The sequence below is a fragment of the Streptomyces sp. NPDC102278 genome, from assembly GCF_044766345.1.
Classification (GTDB): domain Bacteria; phylum Actinomycetota; class Actinomycetes; order Streptomycetales; family Streptomycetaceae; genus Streptomyces.
Window position 1 is genome coordinate 267,268 of record NZ_JBIWLV010000003.1, and the last position, 18,122, is coordinate 285,389.

Annotated in this window: 21 protein-coding genes and 2 tRNA genes; 17 read left to right on the forward strand and 6 right to left on the reverse strand. The window is 66.4% G+C overall.

The window, feature by feature from the left end; all coding sequences use genetic code 11:
- Positions 1-122: 122 nt before the first annotated feature.
- From ACIRO3_RS10250 to ACIRO3_RS10265, 4 genes are all read right to left on the reverse strand, one after another.
- On the reverse strand, positions 123-2,450 hold the full coding sequence (locus ACIRO3_RS10250; RefSeq protein WP_404134615.1) for an NACHT domain-containing protein: 2,328 nt from the start codon (positions 2,448-2,450) through the stop codon (positions 123-125).
- A gap of 91 nt (positions 2,451-2,541) precedes the next feature.
- Positions 2,542-2,982, reverse strand: coding sequence for a hypothetical protein (locus ACIRO3_RS10255; RefSeq protein ID WP_404134617.1), 441 nt, complete (start codon positions 2,980-2,982; stop codon positions 2,542-2,544).
- Between the two features lie 557 nt (positions 2,983-3,539).
- Positions 3,540-4,016: a hypothetical protein gene (locus tag ACIRO3_RS10260; protein WP_404134620.1), complete on the reverse strand. Its 477-nt coding sequence runs from the start codon at positions 4,014-4,016 to the stop codon at positions 3,540-3,542.
- Between the two features lie 11 nt (positions 4,017-4,027).
- Positions 4,028-4,498 (reverse strand): NUDIX hydrolase, encoded by a 471-nt coding sequence (locus ACIRO3_RS10265; RefSeq protein ID WP_404134626.1) that lies wholly within the window; start codon positions 4,496-4,498, stop codon positions 4,028-4,030.
- Positions 4,499-4,516: 18 nt separating this feature from the next.
- Here ACIRO3_RS10265 and ACIRO3_RS10270 point away from each other — a divergent pair, with 18 nt between their 5' ends.
- The 12 genes from ACIRO3_RS10270 to ACIRO3_RS10325 all read left to right on the forward strand — a co-directional run bounded on the left by ACIRO3_RS10270 (position 4,517) and on the right by ACIRO3_RS10325 (position 11,927).
- A complete protein-coding gene (locus ACIRO3_RS10270) occupies positions 4,517-5,296 on the forward strand; it encodes a GntR family transcriptional regulator (protein ID WP_383909653.1) in 780 nt (259 codons plus the stop codon).
- A gap of 139 nt (positions 5,297-5,435) precedes the next feature.
- On the forward strand, positions 5,436-5,774 hold the full coding sequence (locus ACIRO3_RS10275) for a hypothetical protein (RefSeq protein ID WP_404134630.1): 339 nt from the start codon (positions 5,436-5,438) through the stop codon (positions 5,772-5,774).
- A gap of 2 nt (positions 5,775-5,776) precedes the next feature.
- Positions 5,777-7,135 (forward strand): FtsK/SpoIIIE domain-containing protein, encoded by a 1,359-nt coding sequence (locus ACIRO3_RS10280; protein ID WP_404134633.1) that lies wholly within the window; start codon positions 5,777-5,779, stop codon positions 7,133-7,135.
- A 77-nt stretch (positions 7,136-7,212) separates the two neighbouring features.
- Positions 7,213-7,860, forward strand: coding sequence for a DUF2637 domain-containing protein (locus ACIRO3_RS10285; RefSeq protein WP_404134636.1), 648 nt, complete (start codon positions 7,213-7,215; stop codon positions 7,858-7,860).
- Between the two features lie 9 nt (positions 7,861-7,869).
- Positions 7,870-8,061 (forward strand): mobile element transfer protein, encoded by a 192-nt coding sequence (locus tag ACIRO3_RS10290; RefSeq protein WP_404134639.1) that lies wholly within the window; start codon positions 7,870-7,872, stop codon positions 8,059-8,061.
- Between the two features lie 17 nt (positions 8,062-8,078).
- The gene (locus ACIRO3_RS10295; protein ID WP_107084747.1) at positions 8,079-8,237 is read left to right on the forward strand and encodes a hypothetical protein; all 159 of its coding nucleotides are present in this window, start codon (positions 8,079-8,081) and stop codon (positions 8,235-8,237) included.
- A gap of 23 nt (positions 8,238-8,260) precedes the next feature.
- Positions 8,261-8,581 (forward strand): hypothetical protein, encoded by a 321-nt coding sequence (locus ACIRO3_RS10300; RefSeq protein ID WP_404134643.1) that lies wholly within the window; start codon positions 8,261-8,263, stop codon positions 8,579-8,581.
- Positions 8,582-8,671: 90 nt separating this feature from the next.
- Positions 8,672-8,854 carry a hypothetical protein gene (locus tag ACIRO3_RS10305; protein ID WP_404134646.1) on the forward strand — a complete coding sequence of 61 codons (183 nt, stop codon included), beginning with the start codon at positions 8,672-8,674 and terminating at the stop codon, positions 8,852-8,854.
- 5 nt (positions 8,855-8,859) lie between these two features.
- Positions 8,860-9,180 carry a hypothetical protein gene (locus tag ACIRO3_RS10310; protein ID WP_404134649.1) on the forward strand — a complete coding sequence of 107 codons (321 nt, stop codon included), beginning with the start codon at positions 8,860-8,862 and terminating at the stop codon, positions 9,178-9,180.
- Entirely contained in the window at positions 9,177-10,553 is a 1,377-nt protein-coding gene (gene repSA, locus ACIRO3_RS10315; protein ID WP_404134652.1) for a replication initiator protein RepSA, read from the forward strand. The genes ACIRO3_RS10310 and repSA overlap by 4 nt, the downstream gene beginning before the upstream one ends.
- Entirely contained in the window at positions 10,546-10,752 is a 207-nt protein-coding gene (locus ACIRO3_RS10320) for an excisionase family DNA-binding protein (RefSeq protein ID WP_404134655.1), read from the forward strand. The genes repSA and ACIRO3_RS10320 overlap by 8 nt, the downstream gene beginning before the upstream one ends.
- The gene (locus ACIRO3_RS10325) at positions 10,752-11,927 is read left to right on the forward strand and encodes a tyrosine-type recombinase/integrase (RefSeq protein WP_404134658.1); all 1,176 of its coding nucleotides are present in this window, start codon (positions 10,752-10,754) and stop codon (positions 11,925-11,927) included. The genes ACIRO3_RS10320 and ACIRO3_RS10325 overlap by 1 nt, the downstream gene beginning before the upstream one ends.
- Before the next feature lie 69 nt (positions 11,928-11,996).
- On the opposite strand, the gene ACIRO3_RS10330 is transcribed toward ACIRO3_RS10325, so the two are convergent.
- Positions 11,997-12,067 (reverse strand) — tRNA-Gly (locus ACIRO3_RS10330).
- Positions 12,068-12,279: 212 nt separating this feature from the next.
- Between ACIRO3_RS10330 and ACIRO3_RS10335 the strand changes: the two genes are divergently transcribed.
- From ACIRO3_RS10335 to clpX, 5 genes are all read left to right on the forward strand, one after another.
- A tRNA-Pro gene (locus ACIRO3_RS10335) sits at positions 12,280-12,356 on the forward strand.
- Positions 12,357-12,519: 163 nt separating this feature from the next.
- Positions 12,520-13,935 carry a trigger factor gene (tig, locus tag ACIRO3_RS10340; protein ID WP_361774278.1) on the forward strand — a complete coding sequence of 472 codons (1,416 nt, stop codon included), beginning with the start codon at positions 12,520-12,522 and terminating at the stop codon, positions 13,933-13,935.
- A gap of 297 nt (positions 13,936-14,232) precedes the next feature.
- On the forward strand, positions 14,233-14,850 hold the full coding sequence (locus tag ACIRO3_RS10345; protein WP_053674923.1) for an ATP-dependent Clp protease proteolytic subunit: 618 nt from the start codon (positions 14,233-14,235) through the stop codon (positions 14,848-14,850).
- 53 nt (positions 14,851-14,903) lie between these two features.
- The gene (locus ACIRO3_RS10350; protein ID WP_053674925.1) at positions 14,904-15,578 is read left to right on the forward strand and encodes an ATP-dependent Clp protease proteolytic subunit; all 675 of its coding nucleotides are present in this window, start codon (positions 14,904-14,906) and stop codon (positions 15,576-15,578) included.
- 153 nt (positions 15,579-15,731) lie between these two features.
- A complete protein-coding gene (clpX, locus tag ACIRO3_RS10355) occupies positions 15,732-17,018 on the forward strand; it encodes an ATP-dependent Clp protease ATP-binding subunit ClpX (protein WP_053674927.1) in 1,287 nt (428 codons plus the stop codon).
- 81 nt (positions 17,019-17,099) lie between these two features.
- Here clpX and ACIRO3_RS10360 read toward each other — a convergent pair whose 3' ends face one another.
- Positions 17,100-18,080, reverse strand: a complete 981-nt coding sequence (locus ACIRO3_RS10360; protein ID WP_404134664.1) for a hypothetical protein — start codon at positions 18,078-18,080, stop codon at positions 17,100-17,102.
- Positions 18,081-18,122 lie beyond the last annotated feature (42 nt).

The following is an 18,122-nucleotide window of genomic DNA, read 5'->3' on the forward strand; positions in this document are numbered from 1 at the left end:
ACGCCTAACGAAATTGAAGCCCCCAGTAGACCTCTCTGGGGGCTTCACTATGCGAGGGTGAGGGCTACCGGCAAATGAATGCGGAGCACGCTTTTGCTGGAATAGGGACCTGGAAGTTCCAGCTATTCGAGATCACCGGGAATTCCTGAGCCCCAACCCAACGATGATAGATCGCCGCAGAGCCATTTGTAAGCAATGTTGGTCGCGGGCCTGGTTCGCCATACGTCAAGTGCGGTATGCGTCCATCCGTATTTTGAAAATGGAGCCCTGTCGGGGTTGTCGATATAATACCTCTTCATGTAGCGGGAATGCTGGCTGTATTGATCTGAAATTCTCCAGTTGTCCGAGCGGTCGATGAGAAAATCTACTCGACTCTCAGGTGTTTCGGTGTCAAAATTGGGGACGAAGTAGTATTCGAGTGTTGGGCCGCTACCGAAAGACTCGCCCTCGTAAATACGAAGGCACCCTTTCAGGGTTCCGGGGAGTAGAGATGCGTGGTTCAGCGTGTACCCGAAGCTACCGAAAAATGTCTCTGCAATTTCAGTGTACGCTTTTAGTGCTCTCTCGAAAGTGAACTCTGTTAGCTCTAGCAGGCGTTCCGGGGTGTAGAATCCCCAAACCCATCCTGATGCAGGATTTTCGATATCTTTGGATGGCCACGGGGGAGTCAGGGTCGAACCATCTTGTCGATCTAGCCATTCACTTACCAAGACAAGATCGAGTCGGCTAATTACCCTGGATCCCCCACGTTGGAATGAATAGTCTTCAACCTTGCCGTGCTGGGATGCTTGAGCGCGCATTTCCTTTATGGTGTTGCGGAGATCTGTAATGTTTACAGGGTCGGACCGTAGCCAGGAACGCCGCTGAGACAGAGCGTAGATCACTGCCCACATATACTCGTTCTCCACTACGCCTCCAGAGGGGGCCTTCATGGGTAGAAGCTTGGGCAGCCAATACTTTAGTCGATCCTGCATGCCATCGAGCAGCCAGGGCCAAACCCAATTCTCTCCGATTGCTGCGGGCGATGAGCCGACTCCAATTCCCGCCTCTACCAAGCTCTTCGGATCCGAGAGATAGGTTACTGCTGGCCCATTTCCTCGACTCTTCCAGGTGTAGATGAACCGTTTTCCATTTTCTTCGACCGCTAGATTCAACTGCAATTGGTTGGCCGGTTGGCCGAAGGAACCGGGAGTGGCAGCAGATGCCAACTCGCCGAGGCCGGCGCGCCAGCTCGTCATTGCACGATGGAGGCGATTGGCAATCTCCTTCCAGCCAGGGAGTTCCTCACTTGTGCCGCCGTGAAATGGCTGCCTGATTGCTTCCTTAATAACCCACGAGGCGGCTCCTGGGTTCCACTCCACCATGCGGCACATCATTTCATCCACCTGCGCCCTGCTGCCGGTCTGGATTGCTAGCGCGAGTGCATATCTCCACCTGCCAAAAGAGCCTATATTGCAGAGGACTTCTGAAATTTCAATCTCACCTTGGAGCAAAGCATCGGCTGCGAACCATTGTTCAAAAAGGCTGAGAGTGAAGGAGACGTTGAGCCCGGCAATTGTGACTAGTCGAGAGTCGCGGAGGTGGTGCCTGATGGCCTCACCGCCAACTGCGGCAAGAGGTGCGCTTCCATCATTATTGACTGAAGCGACAGCGATTCTCCGCAAGATCGGAAAGGATTGTCTTGCTGTTGTTGTGCCTCGCTCAAGCGATCTTCTGGCACATTGTTCAATAAGGGCGATGGGTTTAGCGGGGATCGTTGTATCATTGCCATAGGCGCTTGCTACCAGCAGGGCAAACAAAGGGCGCGTAATGGCGTCTGCGACCTGGGGCGGTAGTGTGCTGCGATAGAGATGCTTCGAACCTGTCACCTCCCTTATCATTTCAAATGCCGACTCTTCTGACCATGGGCTTAGAGTAATGCATTCCAAATGCTCCGGAAATGACCCTGGGCGTCCAGTAATCAAGATTCTCGATTTTGGCCACCGCGTCGCAAGTATTTCACTTTCCTCGATAAGCTGCGCTGATTTCGATACCTCGTCTACTCCATCTAGGACAAGGCACACTCCGACATTCGGCAGAGTGGAAGGAGAAACCCTGGCTGCTACCCATGACTCCAGGTCGGACGATACGTTCCTAGCGTTAATCCATAGAGGGATGGGGTGGCTTTCATCCTCAGCGAACTGCTGACACTGTTCCGAGAGCCATCGGTTAGCCATCTCGGATTTACCCGTCCCCATGGGGGCCGTCAGTCCTAGTACCGAGCCTGGTTCAATTGTGAACATATTCTGTGTGTAGTTCAGGTCAAACTTATGGCTGATGGCAACTTGCTCGTCACTTAGCCCCGGAATCCGCCGAAGCATTTCGCGCCTTTTGCTGGACTCTCGTATCAGCTGATCTGCGACGTATGTGCGGGGGTACGTATCTAGTTGATCTCCGGTTTGAATGGTCACGTTGACATCGCCGCTAGCGAAGCCGATTTGTACGTTTGGGCCTGTGATCTGCGAATTTGAAACCCACAGATTTGCGCTATCGGCATTTGGTCTATTCATTGACTTCGACCTCACCAGTAGCTGTTCCGATTTGTAGGTTCATGCCAGAGATTTGCGAACCTTGTACGGACTGGCCGGAATGGTCCCCGCTCGCTGCAGATGCTTCCGGTGCGATCGGAGCGGGCGGGTGAGGAGGTGTGTTTTGGTGGGAGTTGTGTACGCGAACTGATCCGCCTGTCCTGCCAATCTGAATATTGGTGCCAGAGATAGTCGACCCGGAAACCGACTGGTTGGGTTCGGCAGTCGCTGGATTCCTGGATTCGAAAATTCCGTATGCCGTCAAGACTAGCCCGGCCAATGCCAAAAAGACTCCAAGGACGCTGGCAGTCTTGTCAGCTTGATCCAGTCCCACACGATTGAAGTAGTACAGCAACCCCGCCGCTGCAAAACCAGTGGCTGTGACACCCGTGATGATCAGCATGCGCGCATTCATGTGACGAGTATCTTCGTTGCGCGGGCGTGTCACCTGGCATTTGATGCAACTGGAACCATGGATTCACGATCCGGGCTTGGTGTGGACCTGCGTGGGTTCGCGACGCGTCCTCGGCAGGTGCGCCGCAGCGCGCCGTGCTGTCATCCCGTCTGCCGTCGTCCCACACGTAGTGGTAGCGGGGCAGTCGTCAGGGGCCCAGGTGGAGCGCCCCGCTGGACGAACGACCTGGGCCCCTGGCGGCTGGTCTGCTACGGCTTGCCCTGGGACGACGGCAGGCGGGATGACAGCCCCCAACCCCAACCACAACGGAGCCGCGGGCGCACGACTGGCCCCCGCATCCCAGAGTCAGAGCGCCCCCGCCGGAGGCATCGTCTTGACGGGCGGCTCACCGATCAGGCCGGGCTCGTCCTGCCCATCAAGTTCTTAGTCATTGGCGCGCGGTCGGCGTCCCGGGCGGGAGCGGGGCGCAGACAGGAGCGCAGGCCCGGGGCGACGGGCGCGCGACGCCGCCTTGGCGGCGGAAGCGCCCTTGATGAAGTAGGGAAACTCTTACCGCGCTATGGCCCCGTGGCTGCGAGGGCGGCCCGGTTGGCGTTGATGTGCGCTGCCAGTTCGGTAAGCGTGCACTCGATGCGGGCACTGGCGATCGGGTCGAAGTCCGCTACTTTGGCCGCTGTGGCCAGGTAGTTGGAGGGCTCGATCCCCCAGGCCTCGATCAGGCTCCATCCAGCCTCGACCTGGGCAGTCTGTCCGTCTGCGGATGACACTCGTAGCCAGGCCGTGCACTGATCCGAGAAGTCGTACGGCAGGTAGGCGGTGCCGCCTGCATCTTTGAGCCCGATGATCTGTGCACCCCACTGCTCCAGCAGCCGAGCGAGCCGCGCACCCAGGCCGCCTGGGGCAGTCGCCGATTCATCGATCGCGAGGTAGTACGAATCGCATCGGTGCTGGTGAGGGCCGATGCGTAGTCGGAGGTCTTTGTGGTCCCCTCGGGTGCGGACACGGTCAAAGTGCAGAGCGATGTCCGCGGGCATGAGCGTCTCTTTCAGTACGTGCTTGTGGTTAGCTGGCGGCCGTTGTGGCTGCGGACGTGGGGGCCTGCGTCGTCTAGGGCGTCCAGCAGGCGGATCGCGTAGACCTCGGACATCTGCTCGGACACCTCCTCCGGCGTGAGCCACGCGACCGCGGTCGATTCATCCGACGTGCGCTCGGTTCCGCCCGACGGCTTGCACCGGAAGACCAGGGCGACGATGCCTCGGGTGGTGTTCTTGTAGACCCCGGTCAGCTCGTCCACCTCGACGTGGATGCCCGTCTCCTCCAGGACCTCGCGCCGCACGCCGGCCTCCGGGGACTCCGTGAGTTCGAGGACTCCACCCGGCAGTTCCCAAGTCCCGTTGTCCGCCCGACGGATCGCCAGGAGTCGGCCGTCCTCGCGCAGCACTGCCCCGGCCACGGACACGGAGTGCAGTGGCGTTGACTTGTGCTGTGGGGAGCCCGTACTCATGTACAGGAGCATAGGAGGAAGAGAAGGGCTATGGGAACCGCAGTAGGAGGTGGCAGGGCCGTACCTCGGTACGTGCAGATCGCCGACGACATCGTCCAGCAGATCCGCGCCGGGGTGCTGGCTCCCGGCGACATGGTGCCGAGTGAGTCGGAGCTGGTGGAGCGCTACGGCGTGGCCGGCGGGACGATCCGCAAGGCCATGGTGGAGGTTCGCGCGAGCGGCCTGGTGGAGACGCGGCACGGTAAGGGCTCGCTGGTGAAGGCCCGGCCGCCGGTACGGCACCGGTCCTCGGACCGCTTCCGGCGCACCCACCGGCAGGAGGGCAGGGCCGCGTACCTCGCCGAGTCCGCCCAATCCGGCGCCGAAGCCAAGGTGAGCGTGCTCTTCATCGGACCCATGGAGGCGCCGGAGGAGATCGCGGAGCGGCTCGCGGTCACCGCGGGGACTCAGGTGCTGGCCCGGCGGCGGCTGTACTTCCGGAACGGGACGCCGGTGGAGACGGCTACCTCGTACCTGCCCTGGGACGTCGTGAAGGACATCCCGGAGCTGTTCGCCGAGAACCCCGGTCCCGGCGGGATCTACGCGCGGCTGGAGGACCACGGTCACGTCTTCGCCGAGTACGTGGAGACCCTCCAGGCCCGGCCGGCCGCCAAGGCTGAGGCGACCGAGCTGTCTCTGAGTCCCGGTGCCCCGGTGGTGCACCTGCTCCGCGACGCCGTCACGGAGGAAGGCCGAGTGGTGGAGGTCTGCGACACCCTCATGGCCGCTGACCAGTTCGTCTTCGAGTACCGGATCCCCGCGCGCGACTGACGCCCGCTCAACTCCCCACAGCCCGCCGCGAGTTTCTCTCCGCGGCGGGTTGACTCATGTATAGGAGTCAGGCACTCTTCTTCATGTCACTCCTATACAGGAGTGACGGAGTTCAGCCTCTATAGAGGAGTGATCTGCTGTGCGTCAGATTCCCGTCGACACCTCCGCCGCCCTGGTGATGGTGGCCCAGCCCCCGACCGCGAAGATCAAGGACCGCCGTACCGGTGAGATCGCCACCGATGTCGAGACGGGCGCCCAGATGATGACGGTGGACGTGCTCTTCGCCGCGAACGGCGAGGCAGAAGTCCTGTCCATCGTGGTCCCGGCCCCGGGCCTCACGGGTGACCTGGTGATGGGGACCTCGGTCGCGCTGACCGGTCTGGTGGCCCGCCCGTGGGAGAACGAGTTCAACGGCCAGAAGCGCCACGGAATCAGCTTCCGCGCCGTCGCCGTCACCTCGCTGGTCAAGGAGGGCTGAGCGTGAACGCCTTATGGGTCACGCTGCTGGTGGTCCTGGCCGTCGCGCTCGTCCTGCGCTGGCTGCGGCCCACCTGGTACTGGTTGACCTTCGGGGTCACCTTGGCGACGATCCGCGTCCTCATCCGCTACCGCTCGGTGATGGACGCCTGCGGGCTCACCGTCCCGCCCGCCCGCTGGCGACTGACGCTCGCCCGGGTCACCAACCGCCCCGCCCCCGACGACCGCTCGCCGCGGATTCTGCGGCTGCGGCCCACCTCGACCGGCCTGGTCCTACGGCTGAAACTCCGGCCCGGACAGGACGCGTTCGACTTCTCAGCCTCCTCTGACCGGCTACGACACTCCTTCGCCCTCCACAACGTCGTGTCGCGAGAGATCCGCTCCGGCGTCGTAGAGCTGCGGATGACCGGATACGACGTACTCAAGCGGGTGCGCATGCCGGCCGCCGTCCCCGACGGGGTACTCCGGGTGCCGGTGGCTCTGCGGGAGGACGGGGAGGTTCACCACCGCGACTACCGGCAAGTCCCGCACGCTCTGAACGTCGGCGCGACTCAGTCCGGGAAATCCGTCTACCAGCGCACGCTTGTCGCCGGGCTCGCCCCGCGGAACGTCGCCTTGGTCGGCATCGACTGCAAGAACGGCGTCGAACTCTCGCCGCTGGCTGCCCGGTTCACCGCCCTTGCCGACAACCCCGTCGAAGCGGCTGAGCTGCTGGCCGCACTCGTCCAGTACATGGGCCGCGTCTACGAAGTCATCCGGGCCGAACAGCGCATCAGTGTCGGGCTGCCCGATGCGGAGATCACTGCCGATATCTGGGACCTTCCCGCGCACCTCCGTCCCGTACCCGTCGTGCTCCTGGTGGACGAAGTCGCGGAGCTTGCCCTCGCCGCGGTCAAGGCCGACGAAGCGCGGCGGGACCAGATCATCACCGATCTCGTCCGCCTCGCCCAGCTCGGCCGCGCCGCCGGCATCTACCTGGAGATCTGCGGCCAGCGCTTCGGCTCCGAACTCGGCAAGGGCATCACCATGCTCCGCGCCCAGCTCACCGGCCGCACCGCCCACCGCGTCAACGACGAGACCTCGGCGAACATGGCCTTCGGGGACATCTCCCCGGACGCCGTCCTCGCCGCCGTCCAGATCGGCAAGGACCGCCCCGGCACGGCGGTGGCTGGTGACTCCTCCGGTGGCTGGTCCCGCATTCGGGCCCCGCACACCACGCTCCGCCAGGCCGTCGACACCTGCAACGCCCACGCGCACCGGACCCCGAGCATCCCGGAGCTGGAGCGCTTCCGGCCCGCGCTCCCGGTGCGCGTCCTCGTCGGCAAGGTCCAGCCGAAGAGCGCTACAGCAGGTGCCTTCTAAGCACGTGGCCCACCCGGTCGGCGCGGCCTCTCGCGCCACATCCCTACCCCACCCATGCCTGAAACGAGGTGAAGACCATGACCCGCCTGGTCCGCCCGGACGCCGTCCTCGTGCAGGCCGTCATCGCCGGAGCCCTCTCCTTCGCCCACCTCCACGACCTCGCCGAAGCCGCAGGACAGCACGGCTGGAAGGCCTGGGCATACCCGATCAGCGTGGACCTGCTCCTCGTCGCCTCCTGGCACCGCCTGCGCACCCTGCGGGAAGCGGGGGAGCCCTCACGCTCGGCCTGGTCCTGGTTCGCCGTCGCCTTGGCGGCCTCGCTCGGCGCGAACGTCGCGACCGCCGGCCTCCTCGACCTGGGCGACGTCCCGGACTGGCTCCGGATCCTCGTCGCCGGATGGCCCGCGCTTGCCTTCCTTGGCGGCACCCTCCTGGTTCACCGGCCTACGCCGCCCAACGACCCGGAGCCCGCCCCGGAGCCCCGGCCCGTGGTCGAGCGGGAGACAGAACCCGGCATACAGGCCGCCCCGGCTCCCGCCCTCCCCGCTCCGGCCCCGGTACCCGCACCCGCGGTCACCGCTCCGCCCGCCCTCGTCGCCCACGCCAAGAAGATCGCCGCCGATCACCGCACCCGCACCGGCTCGGACATCGACACCGACACCCTGCGCGCCCGCCTCGGCGTCCCGTCCCCGATGGCTGAGGCCATCGCCGCCCAGCTCGCCTGAGGAGACCCGATGCCCGCCCGGATCAACTTCCGCTCACTGATGAAGATCGGCCCCGTTCAGATCGGCACCTACCGCGATCGACGCGGCCGCACCAAGGACTCCGCCGTGTGCACCACCGACGCCTGCGGCTGGTCCTCCGACTACAGCTCCTCGACCGCCGCCCAGCTCGCCGCCCGCTCCCACCGCTGCCGCGTCAGCTGACCCGAAAGGCCACCGCCATGGACGTACCGCTCTGGTTCGCCCTCCTCGCCGTCGGAGTCCTCGGCGTGAAGCTCATCCGCCCGCCCTGGTGGCTCGTCGCCGTGATCCTCCTCGGCGGCTTCCTCCTCGCGGACAGCTTCCTCGCCCCCGCCATCGACACCGCGATCAACAAGTAACCCGCCCCGGAAGGAGAACAGCCGTGTTCAAGCCCAAGTACCCCAGCCCCGACACGTACACCCCGGCGACCATGCGCCCCACCCCGGCACCCACCGAGTACGAGATGCCCGCGCCGGCCCCGGTTCCCGCCAAGGTTCCGACCGCCCTCGGTGGCCTGGTCCAGAACTCGCCCGGTACCGCGCTCGCCCTCGCCGCCGGCGGAGTCGCCGGAGTCCTCGCTCTGGCCTCCGTAGCGGTCTCGCTGCTCCTGGCCGTCGCCGTCACCGCGGTCGCCCTGTCCGTCAGCGCCGTCGTCCTGCTCTTCCTCGTCCGCGCCCTGCGCCAGGAGTTCAAGAGCCGTTGACCGGCCCCGGGACGGCCTCAACCGCCAAGTTTCCGCCGTCCCGGCGCCGCGCTCCTACCCGAACCAACAGATCCGGAAGGAACCACAATCATGACTCAGAACGCTCGGGGACAGCTCTGCGTGAACTGCGCCGGCCACTCCTCCGTTGCCATCACCTTCGGCGGCCGCGACCGCTCCGGCCGCCTCCGCACGATCACCGCACACTGCCCGGCCTGCCACGGCACCGGCAAGCGCCTTGCCCTCCGCTTCGTCATCACTTCGGCCGGACGGTGACCGCCATGCTGCCGAACAACGACATGACGAACCCGCTGACCGCACAGACCGCCGCGTTCCTGGTCTTTGCGCAGTTGGCGGAGCTCCACCCGACACTGCCAGGCGCCTACATCACCACCAGCCAGATCAGCCCCACCGAAGCAAGCGTCCTTCTCGACAGCCCTGCCGACATCGAAGCCTGGCGTCTGGCCACGCACACGGAAGTCGACGACGTGCAGCTCGCCGACCTCGGGGGCGAGAGGAAACTCCACTTCACTGCACCACTCGGCCGGATCACTCTGAAGGTCTTCACGGTGTTCGCCCCGGCTGTGGCGGTGAGCGCGTGACGAACCGCGCGACCGTCGCGGACCTGGATCCCGGCCTCCTTGGCGACATGCTGACGGTGGCCGGGGCTCCCGGATACGCCCGCTGGGTAGACCAGATCCGCCGCACCGGCGGCTGCTCCGACCCCATCCACATCACCGGCTGGACCGTCGCCAAGGACAAGACCACCGGCGAAACCCTGCACCGCTACTCCACCGCCGAAGAACCCGGCGCCCGCCTCCGCATCGCCTGCGGCAACCGCCGCGCCTCCCGCTGCCCCGCCTGTGCCTGGACGTACTCCGGCGACACCTACCACCTGATCCGCGCCGGACTCGCCGGAGACGACCGCCGCGACATCCCCGCCACCGTCCGCGAACACCCGCGCGTCTTCACCACCTTCACCGCCCCGTCCTTCGGCCCGGTCCACAACCTCCGCGCCGGTCGCCCCTGCCGCTGCGACCAGCACCATCAGGAGGACGCCGCCGAACTGGGCACCGCCCTCGACCCGGCCAGCTACGACTACGCCGCCGCCGTCCTCTTCAACAACCACGTCGGCCAGCTCTGGCAGCGCTTCACGACCCGCCTGCGCCGCGAGATCGCCGCGTACGCCGGACTGACCCAACGCGAACTGAAGGAGGAAGCCCGGATCTCCTACGGCAAGGTCGCCGAATTCCAGAAGCGCGGCGCCATTCACTTCCACGCCGTCATCCGCATCGACGGACCCGCCGGCCCGACCAGCCCGCCGCCCTCCTGGGCCAGCACCGAACTCCTCGACCGCTCGATCCGCGCGGCCGTCGCCCACGCCTACACCTCGGTGTCCGTCCCGGCCGCCGCCGACCAGCCCGCCCGTACGTTCCGCTGGGGCACGCAGCTCGACGTACGCCCCATCAAGGCCTTCGGCGACGGCTCCGACATCACAGAGCAGGCGGTCGCCTCGTACGTGGCCAAGTACGCGACGAAGGCGGCAGAGAACACCGGCTCCCTCGACCGCCGCATCGGCAACCGCGAAGCCCTCGTCCTCCTCGACGTCCCCGACCACACCGCGCGCCTGATCGGGGCCTGCCTCGACCTGGACCCGCTGTACCCGGACCGCCGCCTCGCCGCCTGGTCGCACATGCTCGGCTTCCGCGGCCACTTCTCCACCAAGTCCCGCCAGTACTCCACCACCCTCGGCGCCCTCCGCCAGACCCGCGCCGACTACCGCGCCGCCCAGGAACGCAAAGCCCGCGGCCTGGACGACGTCGAGCCGGACACCGTGCTCGTCCTCGCCTCCTGGCAGTACGCCGGCCACGGACACAGCCCGGGGGAGTCGGTACTCGCCGCCGGCATCGCCCGGGACATTCAGCTGAACCGCCAGACCGCCCGCGAAGCCCTGCAAGGAGAGCAGCATGAATGAGCGTTTCCTCAGCGTCGTCCAGGTCGCCGAACTGCTCGGCACCACGGTGCGGTTCCCACGGCGCCTCGTCGAGGAGCGGCGGATCACCTACGTGAAGGTCGGCCGCCACGTTCGCATCCCGGAAAGCGCCGTCCAGGCGTACATCACCGCGAACACCGTCGAGCCGCGTCGCCGTCGCCGTTTGGGGATGGCTGCCTGATGGCCGGGAAGCGCCGCCAGTTCGGCCGGGTCCGCAAGCTGCCGTCTGGCCGGTACCAGGCCCGATACCTCGGACCGGACGGGGAGCTCCGTCCCGCGCCGGAGACGTTCCGTACGAAGAAGGACGCGGACGACTGGCTCGCCGACACGCAGACCGAGATGCGCCGGGGCGACTGGCGCGACCCGGATGCCGGCAAGGTCCCCTTCGGGCCGTACGCCGTCGCCTGGATCAAGGAGCGCGAGCTGACCAGCACCACGCGGCAGCTGTACGTCTCGCTCCTCAAGCACCACCTGGAGCCGGCCCTCGGCGCCGTCAACCTGGCGGAGATCACGCCGCCCCTCGTCCGCAGCTGGCGTGCCGACAAGCTCGCCGCCGGCACCGGCCCCACCACGGTCGCCAAGTCCTACGCCCTGCTCCGGGCCATTCTGGGGACGGCGCTGTCGGACGAGCTGATCCGGCGGAACCCCTGCCAGGTCAAGGGCGCCAGCTCCGTGCACACCCCGGAACGGCCGACCGCGACGGTCAAAGAGGTCTACGCGCTGGCCGAGGCGATTCAGCCCCGCTACCGGGCCCTCGTACTCATGGCCGGATTCCTCGGGCTGCGCTGGGGCGAGCTGATCGGGCTCAGCCGGCGGGACGTGGACCTGGAGCACCGGACCGTGCGGGTCCGCCGGTCCGTGGCCGAGCTGAGCAACGGACAGCGGGAGATCAAGGCGCCGAAGAGTGCCGCGGGCAAGAGGACTGTCTCCATTCCCGGCGTGATCCTCCCGGACCTCCACGAGCATCTGAAGCGGTACGCCGAGGCCGGCGCCGACGGCCGCGTCTTCATCGGGGCCAAGGGGGCGACCCCGCGCCGGAACCACTTCAACCGGCTGTGGCACAAGGCCTGTGGTGAGGCGGGCATCAAGGGGCTGCACTTCCATGACCTTCGGCACACGGGCAACACGCTCGCCGCGTCGACGGGTGCCAGCACGCGGGAGCTGATGACGCGTATGGGCCACAGCACCGCCCGCGCCGCGCTGATCTACCAACACGCCAGTGCCGATCGGGACCGGCTGATCGCCGACGCGTTGAGCGGGCTCGTGAAGAAGAGCCGCAAGAGCAAGAAGAAGGACGTGCGGGGCACGCGGGAAGATCCACAGCGGAAGGGGCACACAGGGGACACGGAGAGCTGATCGCCGCCCCGGAAACGCATCAGGGCCAGGTCGAGGAAGCATCCTCTGACCTGGCCCTTTTCGCTACAGAGCGGGTGACGGGAATCGAACCCGCGTAGCTAGTTTGGAAGACTAGGGCTCTACCATTGAGCTACACCCGCAAGACGTGCGACGCAGGTCCGGGGACCGCGGCACGGACAGCATCCTAGCGGGTCGCGGCGGGGGATCGCACACCGCTTTCCGGGGCGGTGTCGTGCCCGGGGGCGTGTCCGCGTCGTGTCCCGGTCGTGTCCGCGACCACGCGCGCGGGCGCCGCTGCGGAAAACGCGCGTGTCGGAGGGTCTCCGGGCATGTACCCTACGTGTCGCACCGACGGGGTGTGGCGCAGCTTGGTAGCGCGTCCGCTTTGGGAGCGGAAGGTCGTCGGTTCGAATCCGGCCACCCCGACCAGCCAGCCGTACCCGCACGATGATCGCGTTGTGGGCTGATTGCCGCTTGCGGTTACTATGCAAGCTGCGTGCCCGTGTGTCTGATGCCGGGCCGAATCCGCTGAACCGCTGAATCACAGCGCGACGGCAGAACCCCCAGCAGTCAGCCACAAGGAGACCGAACCGTGAAGAGCGCCGTGGAGACCCTGAACCCGACTCGGGTTCGGCTCACTGTTGAGGTGCCCTTCGAGGAGCTCAAGGACAGCCTCGACGCGGCCTACAAGAAGATCAACCAGCAGGTCACGGTGAAGGGCTTCCGCAAGGGCAAGATCCCGGCCCGCGTCATCGACCAGCGCTTCGGCCGCGGTGCGGTGCTGGAGGAGGCCGTCAACGACGCCCTCCCGAAGTTCTACACCGAGGCCGTCAACGAGGCCGACCTGAACCCGCTGGGCCAGCCCGAGGTCGACATCAAGGAGCTGAAGGACGGCGAGCTGCTGTCCTTCACCGCCGAGGTGGACGTCCGCCCCGAGATCGAGATCCCGGACTACGCGGGCATCGAGGTCGAGGTCGACGCGATCGACGTCTCCGATGAAGAGGTCGAGACGGCCGTCGAGCAGCTGCGCGGTCGCTTCGCGTCCACCAAGGACGTCGAGCGCGCGGCCGAGGACGGCGACGTCGTCACCATCGACCTTGAGGCCAAGGTCGACGGCGAGGTCCTCGAGGACGGCGTCGCCCAGGACGTCTCCTACACCATCGGCTCGGGCGAGCTTCTCGAAGGCATCGACGAGGCCGTCAAGGGCCTGGAGGCCGGTGGCGAGGCCACCTTCACCTCCCAGCTGAAGGGCGGCTCCGCCGAGGGCAAGGACGCCGAGGTCACCGTCAAGGTCACCAAGGTCTCCGCCCGTGAGCTGCCGGAGCTGGACGACGAGTTCGCGCAGATGGCGAGCGAGTTCGACACCCTCGACGAGCTCAAGGCGGACAGCCGTACCCGCCTGGAGAGCCAGAAGCAGTACGACCAGGCCACCCAGGCCCAGGAGCGCGTCCTGGAGAAGTTCCTGGAGCTCGCGGAGATCCCCGTTCCCGAGAAGCTGCTCGCGGACGAGGTCCAGACCCGCAAGCACAACCTGGAGCACCACCAGCTCGGCCAGATGGGTCTGACCATCGAGAAGTTCCTGGAGATCCAGGGCAAGACGGTCGAGGAGTTCGAGGCCGAGACCGGCGAGCAGGCCGTCAAGGGCATCAAGACCCAGTTCCTGCTGGACGCCCTGGTCAACAAGGAGAAGCTGGGCGTGACCCAGGAGGAGCTCACCGAGCACCTCATGCGCCGCGCGCAGTCCTCCGGCATGTCCCCCGACCAGTTCGCCCAGGCGGTCGTCGAGGGTGGCCAGGTTCCGATGCTGGTCGGCGAGGTCGCTCGCGGCAAGGCCCTCGCGGTCGTCGTCGAGAAGGCCAAGGTCACCGACACCAACGGTGAGGTCGTCGACCTGTCCGACGAGGACGAGGACGAGGCCGCCGCCGAGGCGAACGCCGAGGTCGTCGAGGCCGACGCGGACGCCGACGAGACCAAGGCCGACGAGACCAAGGCCGACGAGGCGAAGTAACACCTCGGGCGACGCCTCGCGCGGAGCCCGTCGAGCATGGCGTGAAACATGCCCTGAAGGGCCCGGACGCAGCAGCGTGCGGGCCCTTCCGCGCTTCCTGGCGAGAGCCCCGACCTTGCGCTCCGAGCGAACAGTTCGGGAAGCGGGATGGCGTTGTCCCACCTGCGCGTTAGGGTCCATGAATACGAGGGCACGGGAGTACCCGAAGCCGGCGGACGTCGTCCGTACCGGTTGGTCCGCGCCCCAGAACGAGACGCTGAGACGGCATGTGGCCGTCGGAGACGAGCAGGTGGATACGTGACGAATCTGAAGCCTTACGCCGCGGGTGAGCCGTCCATCGGTGGCGGCCTCGGCGACCATGTCTACAACCGGCTGCTCGGCGAGCGCATCATCTTCCTCGGCCAGCAGGTAGACGACGACATCGCGAACAAGATCACGGCGCAGCTCCTGCTCCTGGCCGCCGAGCCGGAGAAGGACATCTTCCTGTACATCAACAGCCCCGGCGGCTCGGTGACGGCCGGCATGGCGGTCTACGACACCATGCAGTACATCCCCAACGACGTCGTCACCATCGGCATGGGCATGGCGGCCTCCATGGGCCAGTTCCTGCTGACCGGCGGCGCCAAGGGCAAGCGCTTCGCCCTGCCGAACACCGACATCCTGATGCACCAGGGTTCCGCCGGCATCGGTGGCACCGCGTCCGACATCAAGATCCAGGCCCAGTACCTGCTGCGCACCAAGCAGCGCATGGCCGAGATCACGGCGTTCCACTCGGGCCAGACTGTCGAGGCGATCATCCGCGACGGCGACCGCGACCGCTGGTTCACCTCCGAGGAGGCCAAGGAGTACGGCCTCATCGACGAGATCATCTCGGCCGCGTCCAACGTTCCGGGCGGCGGCGGCACCGGGGCCTGACCCCCGGCAAGCACCGTCAGTCCCCAGTCGACAGCCCGCAGAACGCCACCAGGATGGTGAACACCCAGATGCACATGAACAACCTCTCTCCCGCGAGCGGCCTTTACACCGGCGCTCAGGTGGACAACCGCTACGTCATCCCGCGCTTCGTCGAGCGCACCTCGCAGGGCGTGCGCGAGTACGACCCGTACGCGAAGCTCTTCGAGGAGCGCGTGATCTTCCTCGGCGTGCAGATCGACGACGCCTCCGCCAACGACGTGATGGCGCAGCTGCTGTGCCTGGAGTCGATGGACCCGGACCGCGACATCTCGATCTACATCAACAGCCCCGGTGGCTCCTTCACCGCGCTGACCGCGATCTACGACACCATGCAGTTCGTGAAGCCGGACATCCAGACGGTCTGCATGGGCCAGGCGGCCTCCGCCGCCGCGGTCCTGCTCGCCGCCGGCAGCCCCGGCAAGCGCATGGCCCTCCCGAACGCCCGTGTGCTGATCCACCAGCCCTCCGGCGGCACCGGTCGCGAGCAGCTCTCCGACCTGGAGATCGCGGCCAACGAGATCCTGCGCATGCGCGACCAGCTGGAGACCATGCTGGCCAAGCACTCGACGACGCCGCTGGAGAAGATCCGCGACGACATCGAGCGCGACAAGATCCTGACGGCCGAGGACGCGCTGGCGTACGGCCTGATCGACCAGATCGTTTCCACCCGCAAGAGCAACGCGGTCTGATCCTTGCCGCCAGTTGGCGTGGGCGTGTCGCCGGACGAGGCGATGTGAACCACGTCAAGGGGGCCCCGCAGGGGGCCCCCGGCAAGGTACCGTCGGATATGAGGCACCAGGAGCGCTGAACCAGGCGTCTCCCAGGCGAAGGGGAAGCACCTCGTGGCACGCATCGGTGACGGCGGCGACCTGCTCAAGTGCTCGTTCTGCGGAAAGAGCCAGAAGCAGGTGAAGAAGCTCATCGCAGGACCCGGTGTGTACATCTGCGACGAGTGCATCGACCTCTGCAACGAGATCATCGAAGAGGAACTCGCGGAGACCTCCGAGGTCCGGTGGGAGGAACTCCCCAAGCCGCGCGAGATCTACGAGTTCCTGGAGAGCTACGTCGTCGGCCAGGAGCCGGCGAAGAAGGCGCTCTCCGTCGCGGTCTACAACCACTACAAGCGGGTCCAGGCCGGCGAGAACGGCGGCGCGCAGGGCCGGGACGACGCGATCGAGCTCGCGAAGTCCAACATCCTGCTGCTGGGCCCCACGGGTTCCGGCAAGACGCTGCTGGCGCAGACGCTGGCCCGCATGCTCAACGTTCCGTTCGCCATCGCCGACGCGACGGCGCTGACGGAGGCCGGCTACGTCGGCGAAGACGTCGAGAACATCCTGCTCAAGCTGATCCAGGCGGCCGACTACGACGTCAAGAAGGCCGAGACCGGGATCATCTACATCGACGAGATCGACAAGGTCGCCCGCAAGAGCGAGAACCCGTCGATCACCCGTGATGTGAGCGGGGAGGGCGTGCAGCAGGCCCTCCTGAAGATCCTGGAAGGCACGACGGCCTCCGTCCCGCCGCAGGGCGGGCGCAAGCACCCGCACCAGGAGTTCATCCAGATCGACACGACGAACGTCCTGTTCATCGTGGGTGGCGCGTTCTCGGGTCTGGAGAAGATCATCGAGTCGCGCGCGGGCGCCAAGGGCATCGGCTTCGGGGCGACGATCCGCTCGAAGCGCGAGATCGAGGCGAGTGACCAGTTCCACGAGGTCATGCCGGAGGACCTGGTCAAGTTCGGGATGATCCCCGAGTTCATCGGCCGTCTGCCCGTGCTGACCTCCGTGCACAACCTGGACCGCGAGGCCCTGCTCCAGATCCTGATCGAGCCGCGCAACGCCCTGGTGAAGCAGTACCAGCGGCTGTTCGAACTCGACGGTGTCGAGCTGGACTTCGAGCGCGAGGCGCTGGAGGCCATCGCCGACCAGGCCATCCTCCGCCAGACGGGCGCGCGAGGTCTGCGCGCCATCATGGAAGAGGTCCTGATGTCGGTGATGTACGAGGTCCCGTCCCGCAAGGACGTGGCCCGCGTGGTCATCACCGCGGATGTCGTCCGCTCCAACGTCAACCCGACGCTGGTCCCGCGGATCGTCCCGAAGGACCAGGGCCCGCACGAGAAGTCGGCGTAGCGGCAACGCAGTTGTGAAAAGGGGGCGCCCCGGCCGGCCGGCCGGGGCGCCCCCTTTCTCACGTCGTGGGACGCGTGCGGTTCACTTCTTGACGCGTGCGGTCTTGTAGAGCTTCGCCGCGAAGTCGGCGTTCTGTTCCAGCGTGTAGCCCGTCTTGCCCGTCAGCACCGCGCCGTTGTCGATCGCGCTGACAACGGCGAGGGTGCTGTAGTCGGCCCAGATGCACAGCGGGGCGGTGAGTTCCTTCGGCCCGGGCGTCGTGGACTTCTTGAGCTTGAGCTTGAGGTCCTGGCACTTCATGACCGCGCCCTTGAAACCGGCGGGGTTGATCTCCTTGGGGCTGCCGACGAGTTCGGCCTCCACGTCCGCGCTGCCCTTGGCGGCGCCCAGCTTGGCCTGGGCGAAGTATCCGTCCACGGTCTTCTCCGGGTCGGCGATCTCGCCGTAGAAGCCCTGGAAGTCGACCGTCTTGCCCGCCAGCGGGTTGGTCGGGTCACCACCCTGATAGCCCATGCCCACCTGGGTGGGGTTCTTGACGCCCGCCGCCTCGAGCTCCTTGCGGCTCTCGTCGGTGAACGGCCTCTGCTGGTACTTCGGGTTCTGCTTGAAGTCGTCCACGTTCGCCGGGGCGACCAGCTTGTAGCCCTTGGTGTCGTCCGACACCGCGCCCGCGCCGCCGCTGCCCAGGAAGTACCAGCCGCCGCCCGCGATGGCCGCCACCAGGACGACCGCCAGGACGATCACGCCGGCCTTGGACTTCTTCGGCGGCGTCCCACCGTAAGGCGGCTGCTGCGGCATCCCGCCGTACGGCGGCTGCTGGGGCGGGATCCCCGGCTGCTGCGGGTAGCCGTAGCCCGGCTGCTGCGGGGGCTGCTGGGGGTAGCCGGGCTGCTGCGGGTACCCCTGGGGGGCGCCCGGCGGGGGCGGCTGCTGCGGGTATCCGTAGCCGGGCTGCGGGGCAGGCTGGCCGTACGGGTTCGGCTGCTGCGGAGGCGGACCTCCGTAGGGCCCGGGCTGCTGCGGCTGCCCGCCGCCGTACGGTCCCGGCTGGTTGTAACTCATGACCGCGTCCCCCTTTAGGAACTACTTATGTTGCTCTCATCC

Excerpts from the sequence above, each read along its gene's own strand:
- ACIRO3_RS10295 (WP_107084747.1), top strand. The coding sequence starts at position 8,079 with ATGGACGTACCGCTCTGGTTCGCCCTCCTCGCCGTCGGAGTCCTCGGC.
- ACIRO3_RS10305 (WP_404134646.1), top strand. The coding sequence starts at position 8,672 with ATGACTCAGAACGCTCGGGGACAGCTCTGCGTGAACTGCGCCGGCCAC.
- ACIRO3_RS10310 (WP_404134649.1), top strand. The coding sequence starts at position 8,860 with ATGCTGCCGAACAACGACATGACGAACCCGCTGACCGCACAGACCGCC.
- ACIRO3_RS10360 (WP_404134664.1), bottom strand. The coding sequence starts at position 18,080 with ATGAGTTACAACCAGCCGGGACCGTACGGCGGCGGGCAGCCGCAGCAG.
- ACIRO3_RS10320 (WP_404134655.1), top strand. The coding sequence starts at position 10,546 with ATGAATGAGCGTTTCCTCAGCGTCGTCCAGGTCGCCGAACTGCTCGGC.
- ACIRO3_RS10255 (WP_404134617.1), bottom strand. The coding sequence starts at position 2,982 with ATGAATGCGCGCATGCTGATCATCACGGGTGTCACAGCCACTGGTTTT.
- ACIRO3_RS10260 (WP_404134620.1), bottom strand. The coding sequence starts at position 4,016 with ATGCCCGCGGACATCGCTCTGCACTTTGACCGTGTCCGCACCCGAGGG.
- ACIRO3_RS10290 (WP_404134639.1), top strand. The coding sequence starts at position 7,870 with ATGCCCGCCCGGATCAACTTCCGCTCACTGATGAAGATCGGCCCCGTT.
- ACIRO3_RS10325 (WP_404134658.1), top strand. The coding sequence starts at position 10,752 with ATGGCCGGGAAGCGCCGCCAGTTCGGCCGGGTCCGCAAGCTGCCGTCT.
- ACIRO3_RS10270 (WP_383909653.1), top strand. The coding sequence starts at position 4,517 with ATGGGAACCGCAGTAGGAGGTGGCAGGGCCGTACCTCGGTACGTGCAG.
- ACIRO3_RS10350 (WP_053674925.1), top strand. The coding sequence starts at position 14,904 with ATGGTGAACACCCAGATGCACATGAACAACCTCTCTCCCGCGAGCGGC.
- ACIRO3_RS10285 (WP_404134636.1), top strand. The coding sequence starts at position 7,213 with ATGACCCGCCTGGTCCGCCCGGACGCCGTCCTCGTGCAGGCCGTCATC.
- ACIRO3_RS10265 (WP_404134626.1), bottom strand. The coding sequence starts at position 4,498 with ATGCTCCTGTACATGAGTACGGGCTCCCCACAGCACAAGTCAACGCCA.